Annotated in this window: 14 protein-coding genes; 10 read left to right on the forward strand and 4 right to left on the reverse strand. The window is 64.8% G+C overall.

Annotation, left to right across the window (positions count from 1 at the left end):
- Nucleotides 1–79 precede the first annotated feature (79 nt).
- The 3 genes from ilvN to ubiA all read left to right on the forward strand — a co-directional run bounded on the left by ilvN (nt 80) and on the right by ubiA (nt 3,012).
- Nucleotides 80–328 carry an acetolactate synthase small subunit gene (ilvN, locus tag B0E51_RS01520; protein ID WP_077443050.1) on the forward strand — a complete coding sequence of 83 codons (249 nt, stop codon included), beginning with the start codon at nt 80–82 and terminating at the stop codon, nt 326–328.
- The gene (ilvA, locus tag B0E51_RS01525; RefSeq protein ID WP_077443051.1) at nt 325–1,890 is read left to right on the forward strand and encodes a threonine ammonia-lyase, biosynthetic; all 1,566 of its coding nucleotides are present in this window, start codon (nt 325–327) and stop codon (nt 1,888–1,890) included. Before ilvN ends, ilvA begins: the two co-directional genes overlap by 4 nt.
- Nucleotides 1,891–2,118: 228 nt before the next feature.
- A complete protein-coding gene (ubiA, locus tag B0E51_RS01530; protein WP_077443283.1) occupies nt 2,119–3,012 on the forward strand; it encodes a 4-hydroxybenzoate octaprenyltransferase in 894 nt (297 codons plus the stop codon).
- Between the two features lie 5 nt (nt 3,013–3,017).
- Here ubiA and B0E51_RS01535 read toward each other — a convergent pair whose 3' ends face one another.
- Both B0E51_RS01535 and B0E51_RS19850 read right to left on the reverse strand, forming a co-directional pair.
- Nucleotides 3,018–3,737 carry a ComF family protein gene (locus B0E51_RS01535; protein WP_077443284.1) on the reverse strand — a complete coding sequence of 240 codons (720 nt, stop codon included), beginning with the start codon at nt 3,735–3,737 and terminating at the stop codon, nt 3,018–3,020.
- Between the two features lie 12 nt (nt 3,738–3,749).
- Nucleotides 3,750–3,872 (reverse strand): hypothetical protein, encoded by a 123-nt coding sequence (locus B0E51_RS19850; RefSeq protein ID WP_343124650.1) that lies wholly within the window; start codon nt 3,870–3,872, stop codon nt 3,750–3,752.
- A 231-nt stretch (nt 3,873–4,103) separates the two neighbouring features.
- Between B0E51_RS19850 and bioB the strand changes: the two genes are divergently transcribed.
- Entirely contained in the window at nt 4,104–5,162 is a 1,059-nt protein-coding gene (gene bioB / locus B0E51_RS01545; protein ID WP_077443052.1) for a biotin synthase BioB, read from the forward strand.
- Nucleotides 5,140–6,330 carry an 8-amino-7-oxononanoate synthase gene (gene bioF / locus B0E51_RS01550; RefSeq protein ID WP_254424357.1) on the forward strand — a complete coding sequence of 397 codons (1,191 nt, stop codon included), beginning with the start codon at nt 5,140–5,142 and terminating at the stop codon, nt 6,328–6,330. The genes bioB and bioF overlap by 23 nt, the downstream gene beginning before the upstream one ends.
- A 4-nt stretch (nt 6,331–6,334) precedes the next feature.
- Here the strand turns inward: bioF and B0E51_RS01555 are convergent, their stop codons facing one another.
- Nucleotides 6,335–6,856 carry a hypothetical protein gene (locus B0E51_RS01555; protein WP_077443054.1) on the reverse strand — a complete coding sequence of 174 codons (522 nt, stop codon included), beginning with the start codon at nt 6,854–6,856 and terminating at the stop codon, nt 6,335–6,337.
- 139 nt (nt 6,857–6,995) lie between these two features.
- On the opposite strand from B0E51_RS01555, the gene B0E51_RS01560 reads away from it, so the two are divergent.
- From B0E51_RS01560 to bioC, 3 genes are read left to right on the forward strand one after another with little or no spacing between them, the layout of a single operon-like run.
- A complete protein-coding gene (locus B0E51_RS01560; protein ID WP_077443055.1) occupies nt 6,996–7,772 on the forward strand; it encodes a sulfurtransferase in 777 nt (258 codons plus the stop codon).
- Nucleotides 7,769–8,551, forward strand: a complete 783-nt coding sequence (bioH, locus tag B0E51_RS01565) for a pimeloyl-ACP methyl ester esterase BioH (protein ID WP_077443056.1) — start codon at nt 7,769–7,771, stop codon at nt 8,549–8,551. The genes B0E51_RS01560 and bioH overlap by 4 nt, the downstream gene beginning before the upstream one ends.
- Nucleotides 8,551–9,429, forward strand: coding sequence for a malonyl-ACP O-methyltransferase BioC (bioC, locus tag B0E51_RS01570; RefSeq protein ID WP_077443057.1), 879 nt, complete (start codon nt 8,551–8,553; stop codon nt 9,427–9,429). Before bioH ends, bioC begins: the two co-directional genes overlap by 1 nt.
- Nucleotides 9,430–10,024: 595 nt before the next feature.
- Here the strand turns inward: bioC and B0E51_RS01580 are convergent.
- Entirely contained in the window at nt 10,025–10,615 is a 591-nt protein-coding gene (locus B0E51_RS01580; RefSeq protein WP_077443059.1) for a DNA-3-methyladenine glycosylase I, read from the reverse strand.
- A 98-nt stretch (nt 10,616–10,713) separates the two neighbouring features.
- On the opposite strand from B0E51_RS01580, the gene B0E51_RS01585 reads away from it, so the two are divergent.
- On the forward strand, nt 10,714–11,601 hold the full coding sequence (locus B0E51_RS01585; RefSeq protein ID WP_077443060.1) for a DMT family transporter: 888 nt from the start codon (nt 10,714–10,716) through the stop codon (nt 11,599–11,601).
- Between the two features lie 84 nt (nt 11,602–11,685).
- Nucleotides 11,686–12,795, forward strand: coding sequence for a sterol desaturase family protein (locus B0E51_RS01590; RefSeq protein WP_077443285.1), 1,110 nt, complete (start codon nt 11,686–11,688; stop codon nt 12,793–12,795).
- The last annotated feature ends 6 nt before the right edge of the window (nt 12,796–12,801 follow it).

A 12,801-nucleotide genomic window follows, 5' to 3' on the forward strand; every position in this document is an offset into this window, starting at 1 on the left:
CCGGAACCCAGTGTCGTCGACGCGCAAAGCCTCTAGATCCCGGCTTTCGCCGGGATGACGAGCCTGAAGGGAGCAAGCCATGAACCACACACTGTCCATCCTGTTGCAGAACGAAGCCGGCGCGCTGGTGCGCGTGGCCGGGCTGTTCGCCGCGCGCGGCTACAACATCGACACGCTGACCGTGGCCGCCACGCATGATCCCGCCGTCTCGCGTCTGACCTTGAGCCTGCAATGCGACGACGCCGGTATCACCCAGATCCTGCAGCAGACGCGCAAGCTGGTCGACGTGCTGCAGGTGGCGCATCCGGCAACGGCACTGGCGGCATGAATGCCGTCGTCGCGCCAGCTGCCGATGACGATGCGCTAACCGCCGACGATCTGCTGGCACAGATCCGTGCCGCGCGCGTTTACGACGTGGCACACGAGTCGGCACTCGAATCGGCGCCGCTACTCAGCGCGCGACTCGGCCAGCCGGTGCTGCTCAAGCGCGAAGACCAGCAGCCAGTGTTCTCGTTCAAGCTGCGCGGCGCGTACAACCGCATGGTGCAGCTGGACCCGGCGCAACGCGCGCGCGGAGTGATCGCCGCTTCCGCCGGCAACCACGCGCAGGGTGTGGCGCTGGCCGCGGCGAAGCTGGGCATCCACGCCACCATCGTGATGCCGGTGACCGCACCGCAGGTGAAGGTGGATGCGGTGCGCCGGTTCGGTGGTGCGATGGTGGAGATCGTGCTGGTCGGCGACTCCTTTAGCGATGCGCAGGCCGAAGCGACACGCTTGCAGGCCGAGCGCGGCGCCACCTTCGTGCACCCGTTCGACGATCTGGCGGTGATCGCCGGCCAGGGCACCGTGGCGCTGGAAATCCTGCGCCAGCATCCGGGCTCGCTGCATGCGGTGTTCGTGCCGGTCGGCGGTGGCGGACTGCTTGCCGGGGTGGCCGCGTGTATCAAGGCGATGCGACCGGAGGTACAGGTGCTCGGTGTGCAGGCAGTCGATGCCGACGCGATGGCGCGCTCGCTGGAAGCCGGTACGAGCGTGGTACTGGACGAAGTCGGCCTGTTCGCCGACGGCACCGCGGTGAAGCAGGTCGGCGCGCTCACCTTCGCGCTATGCCAGCAGCATGTGGACGCGATGCTGCGGGTGGATACCGACGCGATCTGCGCGGCGATCCGTGACATCTACCAGGAAACGCGCAGCGTGCCGGAGCCATCCGGCGCACTGGCGCTGGCCGGGCTGAAACAATATGTCGCTACTCACGGCGACAGCGGCGGCGCGCTGGTGGCGATCGTTTCCGGCGCCAACATGAATTTCGACCGCCTGCGCTTCGTCGCCGAACGCGCCGAGGTCGGCGAGCAGCGCGAGGCGGTGTTCGCCGTGACGATCCCTGAAGAACGCGGCAGCTTTCGTCGCTTCTGTGCCACCCTGGGCCGGCACGGCATCACCGAATTCAACTACCGCATCGGCGATGCCAGCTCCGCACATATCTTCGTCGGCGTGCAGATCGCCAGCCGCGACGAACGCGAGGCGCTGGCGGCCGCGTTCCGCGCGCAGGCCTTCGACGTACTCGACCTCACCGACGACGAGCTGGCCAAGCTGCATCTGCGCCACATGATCGGCGGCCGTTCATCGCTGGCGCAGCATGAGCGGCTGTATCGCTTCGAATTCCCCGAACGCCCCAGCGCACTCACCCACTTCCTCGGCCAGCTGCACCCGGACTGGAACATCAGCCTGTTCCACTACCGCAACCACGGTGCCGATTACGGCCGCATCCTGGTCGGCATCCAGGTACCACCGGATGAGCATGCCCTGCTGCCGTCGTTTCTGGCTGCACTCGGTTACCCGCATTGGGACGAGAGCGACCACCCCGCCTACCGGCTGCTGCTGCGGCAGTGAACGGAATGGCACAAGGTCGACCGGAGCCATCACGCTGCATGTACTGAAGTGATCCAGCACGCGAACAGAGCATGGCGGCCACGCTAAACTCGGCGGATGGCCCCTCCTCCCCGCAAACGCCAGCGACGCAATACCGCGCCCGCCCCCACCGCCCGGCCACGGCCCGGTGTGACGAAGCCCATTGCCAAGCCGGTCCAGCCAGCCGACAGCTCCACCCGCGCCACCCGTGTGCTGAACTGGCTGCTGCAGAAGCTGCCGGCTAAGCAACGCGCGAAGGCCCTGGACTATCTGGTGCTGACCCGGATGGACCGACCGATTGGCGCGCTGCTGCTGTTGTGGCCAACCTGGTGGGCGTTATGGCTGGCGGCCGGCGATTTCCCGCCGTGGAAACCGCTGATCATCTTCACTCTCGGTGTGTTCGCCATGCGCGCCGCCGGCTGCGCGATCAACGACTTTGCCGACCGCAAGCTGGATCCGCAAGTCGCGCGCACTGCGGGGCGACCGATCGCATCGGGCCGTGTCACGCCGCGCGAGGCTCTGCTCGTCTTCGCCGCCTTGCTGGTGTTCGCCTTCGTGCTGGTGCTGTTTACCAACCGGCTGACGATCGAGTTGTCCTTCGCCGGTGCCGCGCTGGCGGCAATCTACCCCTTCACCAAGCGCTACACCTATATGCCGCAGGTAGTGCTCGGCGCCGCCTTCGGCTGGTCGATCCCGATGGCGTTCGCCGCAGTGACGAATGCAGTGCCGCCGGTGGGCTGGCTGCTGTTCATCGGCAACATCATCTGGTCGGTGATCTACGACACCGAGTACGCGATGGTCGACCGCGACGACGACCTCAAGGCCGGCGCCAAGTCCACCGCGATCCTGTTCGGCGATGCCGACCTGCCGATCCTTGGCGTGCTGATGGGCACCTTCGTGCTGGCCATGCTGTTCGTCGGCCAGCGCGCCGCGCTGGGCTGGCCATACTGGCTGAGCCTCGCCGTCGCCGCCGGCCTGTTCGGCTACCAGCTGTGGCTGATCCGAGCTCGCGCCCGCGATGCCTGCCTCGCCGCGTTCCGTCACAACAACTGGCTCGGACTGGCGATATGGATCGGCATCGTGCTGGCGCTGGCAGTGCGCTGACGGCGCTAGCCGCGGTGTGATGGCGCCCGCGCCAACGCCCACACATCCACCCGCTGCACGCCGACGCGCTTGAGTACACGCGCACATTCGGCCAGGGTCGCGCCGGTGGTCATCACGTCATCGAGAATCGCCACATGCGCAGGCAGCTCGACACCGGCATGCAGCGCGAATGCGCCGCGTACATTGCGGCGCCGGCCGACGGCATCGAGTTCGGTTTGTGCATCGGTGCGGCGCAGGCGTTGCAGCACGTCGTGGCGCAACGACAGACCCAGTTCGCTGGCCAGCGGACGGGCTAGCTCGAGTGCCTGGTTGTAGCCACGTTGGCGCAACCGGCTGCGATGCAGCGGCACCGTCAGCAATAGCTTCGGCAGGTCGACCGGGCAAGATTCACGCCGCCACAATGTCGACAGCACGCGGCCGGCGGCAAGATCGTTACCAAACTTGTAGCGTGACTCCAATCGATCCAGCGGCCAGCCATAGCGGAACGGTGCCCATGCTGCGTCCCACGGTGGCGCACGGCGCTGGCATTCACCGCACATCATCGCTGCTGTCGCCAGCGGCAGCGCGCAGCGTGCACAACAGCTGCGATTGCGCGGCAGCTCGGCCGCGCAATCGGCGCATAGGTCGATGTCATGGTCACCGGCAGCGCCACACAACAGACAACGCCATGGCAGTACGAAGTGCTGCAGCTGCTGCCAGGTTTTTATCAGCGCATCCATGCGCATCTCCACTCAGCGTCAGGGCTTGTACAGCGCAGCGTCGAGGATCGACCACAAGTGGATCAGCCAGCCGAGCAGGATGATCCACAGCAGGGCGGCCAGCACGAACATGACGATCGCCTTGAGCAAACGCCCCTGCACCAGCTGGCCCAGTCCCGGAATAAAGAAACTGCAGATGGCGCGAGCACGTTGCCGCTGCTGCCTTGTCCTTCACTCATGCCGGTCCGCTCCATGTCGCGCTGCTATTGATAGCAGGATGGTAACGGCTGGATTGCGTTCCCGCTCACGTCAACCATTCGTCAACGTATCGAGTTGACACGCTCCGGGGCGACTTCCACACTCTGCCGCCTCATGTATGGGAGTTGCTGTTCCATGGTCGACCTTGCCATCCGCCACGACTGGACCCGCGCTGAAGTCGTCGCGCTGTTTGCGCTGCCGTTCAACGAGCTGCTGCATCGCGCGCACTCGATGCACCGCGAACATCACGATCCGAACGCAGTGCAGGTGTCCACTCTGCTGTCGATCAAGACCGGCGGCTGCCCGGAAGACTGCGCGTATTGCCCGCAAGCGGCGCGCTACGACACCGGCGTGCAGGCGCAGAAACTGATGAGCGTGGAAGCGGTCCTGGAGCGCGCGCAGGCGGCGAAGGATGCCGGCGCCAGCCGTTTCTGCATGGGCGCGGCCTGGCGTGGCCCGAAGGATCGCGACGTGGTGAAGGTGGCCGAGATCGTCCGTGCCGTGAAGGGCCTCGGGCTGGAAACCTGCGCCACGCTGGGCATGCTGAGCGGATCGCAGGCGGACACCTTGAAGGCTGCCGGACTCGACTACTACAACCACAACCTCGACACCGCACCGGAGTTCTACGGCGAAGTGATCCACACCCGCCAGTATCAGGACCGGCTCGACACGCTCGATCATGTGCGCGCCGCCGGCATGAAGACCTGCTGTGGCGGCATCGTCGGCATGGGCGAATCGCGTGACCAGCGCGCCGGCCTGCTGCAGACGCTGGCCAACCTGCCCGAGCATCCGCAGTCGGTGCCGATCAACCAGCTGGTGCAGGTCGAAGGTACGCCGCTGGCCGGCACCGCGGCGCTGGATCCGTTCGAATTCGTGCGCACCATTGCGGTCGCGCGTCTGCTGATGCCGGCCTCGATGGTGCGCCTGTCGGCTGGCCGCCAGCAGATGGACGATGCGGTGCAGGCGCTGTGCTTCTTCGCCGGTGCCAACTCGATCTTCTACGGCGAGAAACTGCTGACCACCGGCAACCCGGACGTGGAACACGACCGCGCACTGTTCCACCGGCTCGATCTGCATCCGTTGCAGGTGGTCGAGGAAAGCAGCACCGTGCATGCGGACATTCTTGAAACGAGTCATCCCGATGTGGATCAGGCCAGCTGCGGACAGGGCTGTGGCTGCAGCGTCGCGGCCTGACCTGCTCGAACGACTGGCCGCACAGACGGCCAAACGCGAGCGAGCGCAACTGTTGCGGCGGTTGCGTACGATCGATCATGTCGACGGACCATGGCTGGAAACCGGCCACCAGCGCTTGCTGTCGTTCTGCAGCAACGACTATCTTGGCCTGGCGCAGCACCCGCAGCTGATCGCCGCGCTCACGCGCGCGGCCAGGGAAGCCGGCGTGGGCAGCACGTCGGCGCATCTGATCTGCGGGCACCGCACGGAACATGCAGAGTTGGAAGAAGCGCTGGCCGCATGGACTGGTCGCGAACGCGCGCTGCTGTTCTCTACCGGCTACATGGCCAACCTCGGCGTGCTGCAGGCCTTCCTGACGCGCGGCGATGTCTGTGTGCAGGACAAGCTCAACCACGCTTGTCTGCTGGATGGCGCGAAACTCAGTGGCGCCGAACTGAAACGCTATCCACATGCGGATGTTGCCGCTGCCGCACGGCAACTGGCGGCGAACCCTGCCGCCGCCGCGCTGCTGGCCACCGATGGCGTGTTCAGCATGGATGGCGATATCGCGCCACTGCGTGAGCTGGCGACGTTGTGCACGAACGAACGCGCCACCTTGATGGTCGACGACGCGCATGGCTTGGGCGTGCTTGGCACGAATGGCGCCGGCAGCATCAGCGCCGCCAACCTCGGGCAACACGAAGTGCCGTTGCTGATGGCCACGCTGGGCAAGGCGCTCGGTTGCTCCGGCGCCTTCGTGGCCGGCCCGGCGGCTCTGATCGACGGCCTGATCCAGTTTGCGCGACCCTACATCTACACCACCGCAATGCCGCCGGCACTGGCCGCCGCTGCACTCGCAGCAGTGCAGCTGGCGCAGGCCGAAGGATGGCGACGGGAGAAGCTCACCGCCCTGATCGGGCGCTTTCGTCGCGGCGCGATCGAACTCGGCCTGCCGCTGGCGGCCTCGACCAGCGCTATCCAGCCACTGCTGTTGGACAGCGCCGATGCCGCCCTGGCAGCAGCTCAATCACTGGAGCGGCAAGGCCTGCTGGTGAGCGCGATCCGCCCGCCAACCGTGCCGCAAGGCCGAGCTCGATTGCGCATCACGCTGTCGGCAGCACATGAAGAAGATCACGTGGACCGCCTACTCAGCGCGCTGGCCAGCAGCCTGCGACAAGGAAAAACCTGAAATTTCATGGCAAGGCGGGCGGTGTTGCCGAAGATGTCTGACCAGCGTTCTGAATGGCGTTCTGTGCCAGTTGCAGGCGCACCACGCGCTCGAATGCCGGCGTGGCAGTGCCGGGTGCAGCCCGGAAAACTCCGGTGAGGTTGCGTGCAACCTGGATCGGCGTGATCAACAACCCCCATGGAAACCCCCACCAGCCAAGGGCCGCCGAATAAAGCGCACTGCCGATCTGACTGCGCCGCCCGCAACGCCGGCAACAGACATCGCGACGGGTATGCCACTGCGTCAACAGCACGAAGGAGTGCACGCGATGATGCTCATAAACGTCGATCGGGCCTTGCCTGCGGCAACGCGGACAGGCCCCCACGCGCCAGCGTTGCACATACTCTTGAAGCACATGTCCAGGTACCTGCCCGGCCATTTGAAGCAGCGGATGACGTGCAGCACAGCCCGCGCCGCAGTATCGCTTGGCGGCCACCGTGCGGCCGCCAAAGAGAATGGTCTTGCCGCAATTGTTGCAACTGCTCATGCATCGCTCCCGGATTCCCCTGCCAACAGTCTAGCGAAATATTCCGGAAAACTGCCCACGGAAGGCGTGATCCCCCATTCCGCTCACGGCTGGCCACGGCGAGCCGATATAATCACCCGTCGCACACGACCCTCCCCGCATGTCGATCGTCAACATCTCCGCCTATAAATTCATCAGCCTGGACGACTTGCCCGCGCTGCGCGAGCGGCTGCGTGAATGCTGCGAAGCGCTGGCGCTGAAAGGCACGATCCTGCTGGCGCCGGAAGGCATCAACCTGTTCCTCGCCGGCAGTCGCGCATCGATCGACGGCTTCATCGCCAGTCTGCATGAAGATCCGCGCTTCACCGATATTGAGCCGAAGGAGTCGTTGTCGGACGAGGTGCCGTTCGGCCGTCTGCGGGTGCGGCTGAAGCGGGAAATCATCACGATGCGGCTGCCGACGGTGCGCCCCGAAGGTGGCCGCGCACCGGCGGTGGATGCGCCCACACTGCAGCGCTGGCTGGACCAGGGCCATGATGACGAGGGCCGCGAAGTCGTGCTGTTGGACACCCGCAACGACTACGAGGTCGATGTCGGCAAGTTCCCGCAGGCGGTGGATTACCGCATCGCCAGCTTCACCGAGTTTCCCGCAGCGATCGCCGCAGACCGCGCGCGCTACGACGGCAAGACCATCGTCTCGTACTGCACCGGCGGCATCCGCTGCGAGAAGGCGGCGCTGCACATGCAGGATCTCGGGATGCCGCACGTCTACCAGCTCGAAGGCGGCATCCTGAAATACCTGGAACAGACCGACGGCACCCACTGGCGCGGCGACTGCTTCGTGTTCGATGGACGCGTTGCGGTGGACAGCGCACTGACGCCGGCCGGCATCCCGATGCCCGTACCACGCGCCAAGGACAAGGACTCCGACGCATGAGCCTGTACATGGAGACGCTTGGCCGCGGCCCGGTGCCGATGGTGCTGCTGCATGGCTGGGCGATGCACGGCGGCGTGCTGGCGCCGCTGGTCGAGGCGCTGGAAGCACACTGCACGATGTACGTGGTCGACCTGCCCGGCCATGGCTACTCACGCGACTGCGGGCTGCCGCTGGAGCCGAGTGCCTGCGCCGCGGCGATTGCCGCGATCACCCCGCCGGCGATCTGGCTGGGCTGGTCGCTGGGCGGACTGATCGCGTTGACTGCCGCACTGGACCTGCCGCAGCAGGTGCGCGGCCTGGCGATGCTGTGCGCCACGCCGCGCTTCGTGCGCGATGCCGGCTGGCCGTATGGCAACGATGCCGCGATGGTGCAGCAGCTGGCCACCGATCTGGAAACCGATTACCACGGCACGATCGAGCGCTTCCTCGCGCTGGAAGCGATGGGCAGCGCCGATCCGCGCGCCGAACTGCGCCAGCTGCGCACGCTGGTGTTCGCCCGCGGCGAACCCGATCTGCGTGTATTGCAGGAAGGCATCCGCATCCTGGATACGGACGACCGTCGCGCTGGCTTGCCTGACCTCAGCGTGCCGAGCGCATGGATCGCCGGCCGCCGTGACCGCCTGGTGCATCCGCAGGCGATGCAATGGTCGGCCAGCCAATGCGGCGGCAGCTACGCCGAAATCGATCACGCCGGCCATGCACCGTTCTTCGGTCATGCCGACGTGGTGGCGCAGGCACTCCAGCCCTTGCTGGCACACATCCATCCAGGGCAGCCCTGATGAACGAGTTCCACCTCGACCGCCAGCTGGTGCGCCGTCACTTCGGCCGCGCCGCCAAAAGCTACGAACAACACGACGTGCTGCAGCGTGAAGTACAGGCTGCCTTGCTGGAGCGCTTGGACTTCTATACGCAGACACCGCAACGCGTGATCGACTTGGGCGCCGGCACCGGCCGCGGCAGCGCCCTGCTGAAACAGCGCTACGCCAAGGCCGAAGTAATCGCAGTCGATCTCGCCCTGCCAATGCTGCGCGCGGCGAAACAGCACGCGAGCTGGCTCAAGCCATTCCAGCGCGTCTGTGCTGAAGCCACCGCATTGCCGCTTCCCGACCATAGCGTCGACGTGCTGCATTCCAATCTGTGCTTCCAGTGGATCGATGACCTGTCCACGCTGTTCAACGAATGCGTGCGCGTGCTGAAACCCGGCGGCCTGCTGGCCTTCTCCACTTTCGGCCCGGATACGCTGAAGGAACTGCGCGCGTCGTGGGCCGAAGCCGACCAGCAGCCGCACGTCAGCCGCTTCCTCGACATGCACGACGTCGGCGACGCCATGCTCGCCGCTGGCCTGCGCGACCCGGTGCTGGACGTGTTCCGCTACACCCTGACCTACAGCGAGCCGCGCAAGCTGCTCGAAGAACTGCAAGGCCTCGGCGCCACGAATGCTGACAGCACGCGCGAACGCGGCCTCACCGGCAAGTCACGCTATCAGCGCATGCTCGCCGCCTACGAGGCGATGCGCGTGGATGGCCGCATTCCAGCGACTTGGGAAGTGGTGACCGCGCATGCGTGGGGTCCGCCTACTGGCCAGCCGCGACGTGGTTCCGATGGCGGCGAGATAGCAAGCTTCTCGATCGACAACTTGCGCGGGTCGAGGCGCTGAAATCGAAGACCTTGCGCAATCTGGAATATCCGCAGCCAGAATGAAGACATTAACGATGTACGTCGGATACAGGATCGAAATAGACGCCCGCTTGTTTGAGCTTTAATAGCATGGTCTCGTTGTATTTCCTCGCGTAGGTCCTCGCGTTGTGATTGAGGTCTGCCTCTTCCCTGGTACAGAACGCGTCGCCCGTGCCCTCTAACATTTTGATCTTGCTCTTGTACGCATAGGGGTCGCCGTCGTAACCGGGAGCTTGCACGGAGTAACCATAAACCCCCAATAGCCGAGCGTCGCCTCTCGCATATGCACTCGCGGCATCTTCGGTTGCATTGTTTAGCTTCAGCGATCTCAGCTCTCCAAGGTTTTTGGAATGCTCGCTTTGGGTCGATGAATTGCACCCCGCCGCAGGATGACTGCATGCTGATAGCACAAAGGACGTGGCCAAAATAAGAACGATTGAGAGGCTTCTTCTCACGTTGACTTGCCCGATATGGAATTGATGGTGAGGCTTCAAGCTAAAGGACTCAACGACTGGTCAAAATTTACTTGCCGTAGGGTCTACATTTGGGTCGCGGTCATTCGGGAAAAACACCGCTCACTTCTTCCCGCCACATGCCTTGTGCCGAAAGCACCTGACCAGATGATCATTGATCATCCCGGTCGCCTGCAGCAGCGAATAGCAGATCGTCGTGCCCACGAAGCGGAAACCGCGCTTCTTCAACGCCTTGCTCATGCGGTCGGACAACTCGGTGCTGGCCGGCACTTCGCTCTTGTCGCGCCAGCGATTGACCAGCGGCTTGCCATCGACGAATGACCACAGATAGGCGTCCAGACTGCCAAACTCTCCGATCACTTCCAGCGCGACTTTCGCGTTGTCGCGCGTCGCCGTGACCTTCAGGCGATTGCGGATAATGCCGGGATCGAGCAGCAGCTTTTCCAGTTCGCGATCCTTCATCGCGGCGACGCGGGCAATCTCGAAGTTGTGGAAGGCCTTGCGGTAGTTCTCGCGCTTGGCCAGCACGGTGCGCCAGGACAGGCCGGCCTGCGCACCCTCCAGGCACAGGAACTCGAACAGGGCACGATCGTCGTGCAGCGGCGTGCCCCATTCGGTGTCGTGGTAGTGGCACATCAAGGCATCGCTGCTGATGGCCCAGTGGCAGCGTGGCAGATCGGATGGCTTGGTCATGGCAGGCACTGGCTGAGTGGAAGAACAACGCATACGGGTACGCCGGCACACCCTAGCCGACACCGCTAGACTTGTCGCTCCCTCCCGGCTGTTTCGTCATGCCCCCTCTTTCGTCACCACAGCGCAGTGCCGTCCCTGCGCTGCTCGTCACCATCCTGCTCTGGGCGTACAGCTGGATCGTGATGAAGCAGGTACTGGCGCATGCCGGGCCGTTCGATTTCGCCGCGTTGCGTTATCTGCTTGGCGCGAGCGTACTGTTTGCTGTCCTGCTGGTCTCGCGGCAATCGCTGCGGCCGCCGCCGTTGCTGCCGACGATCTTGATCGGCCTGTGCCAGACCGCCGCGTTCCAGGGACTGGAACAGTGGGCGTTGCTCGATGGCGGCGCCGGCCATGTGGCGTTGCTCGCCTACACCATGCCGTTCTGGGCCGTGCTGCTGGCGTGGTTGCTGCTCGGTGACAGACCGACCCGGCGGCACTGGCTGGGACTGACGCTGGCGGCGCTCGGACTGCTCTGCATCATCGAGCCATGGCACCGCATGGGGAGTGTGCTTAGCACCACGCTGGCGCTGGCCGGTGGTGCCGCCTGGGCGGGCGGTACCGTGCTCAGCAAGCGCCTGTTCCGCACACATACGCTCTCGGTGCTCAACCTCACCGCTTGGCAGATGCTGGCCGGTGGCGTGGCGTTGGGCATCGTGGCGCTGGCGGTGCCGCAGCGCTCGATCGATTGGGACTGGGCCTTCATCGGCGGCCTCGCGTACAGCGTGGTGCTGGCTTCCGCCGTGGCCTGGTGGCTGTGGTCGATCGTGCTGCAGCGGCTGCCCACGACGGTGGCCAGCCTGTCCAGCCTCGGCGTGCCGATTGTCAGCGTGCTGCTGGCGTGGATGATCCTGCACGAACAGCCATCCATGATGGAGGTGTTCGGCATCGCGCTGGTGTTGCTGGGGCTGGTCGCGGTCAGCGGGATCGGCGCACGGCAACGCGCATGAGCTTGTCATCCTGAGGCTGCCATTCAGCCTCCGGGCCTGCGTGCAGCGATATCATGCAAAGCTGCCGAAACTGAAGAAATGCCGATGTTTGATCTGTCTCAATGGTGGTCTCAAGGGGTCAGCTGGCTGAGTGCCCATGCGGTCGTGCCCTTCCTGGATGCGTTGCATCTGAATGGTCTGGCCGGCGATCCCAACGACATCGCCGCGTCGCTGATGATCGCGGCGCTGCAGGTGGGCATCATCGGCTTTCTGTTCCGCCCGCTGGAGACCTGGTTTCCCGCCGAGAAGTGGGCCGATCGCAAGCTGACCCTGGTCGACCGCAACTACACGCTGCTGATGCTGCTGGGCGTCTTTCCGCTATTCACCTATCTGGTGCTGACCCCGTTCAGCCATCTGTTCGGCGGTGCCGACACCGCCACCTCGAGCACCGGCTCGCCGCTGGCGCTGACGCACTGGATACCCTGGTTCAACCAGCACCCCTACGCGCTGTTCGCGACGTACTACGTGGTCTACGACTTCGTGTACTACTGGATGCACCGTACCCAGCACGCGATCCCATGGTGGTGGGCGCTGCACAGCATGCATCACAGCACGCGCCAGATGAGCTGCTGGACGAACGATCGCGGCAGCCTGGTCGATGGTTTCATCCAGTCGATGATCCTGGCCGTAGTCGGCCTGGTGATCGGCGTGGATCCGGACGAGTTCGCCTGGCTGATGCTGATCGGCGAACTGGTGCAGAACTTCTCGCATACCAACACGCGCATCGGTTTCGGCCGAGTGTTCGAGCGGGTGTTCGTCGACCCGAAATTTCACCGCCTGCACCACATGCTGGTCGATCCCGAGCGACCGACCCTGCACATCTGCAACTACGGCCAGGTGCTTTCGATCTGGGATGTGCTGTTCGGCACGTCGCTATACGGCATGGCGCCGCGACCGACCGGCGTAGGCGATCCAGTCGTCGATGCCGACAACAACCACGGTCTGGCCGGCCTGCACTGGGCCGCACTGAAGCGTTTCTGGGGCGCGGTGCGCTGCATCGAGGGCTGGACACCCGGTGAGGTGGCGTTCGGTGAAGGCTATCGGCCGATCCCGGTCAGCAAGCTGGACCTGCATATCTTCGAACACAAGTCGCCAGTCGCAGCCGTCGCCGAAGCGGATCTTGCGAGCAGCGCCACTTCTACGGAAGTGGCGTGACTTAAA

The sequence above is a fragment of the Rhodanobacter sp. C05 genome (assembly GCF_002001165.1).
Taxonomy (GTDB): Bacteria; Pseudomonadota; Gammaproteobacteria; order Xanthomonadales; family Rhodanobacteraceae; genus Rhodanobacter.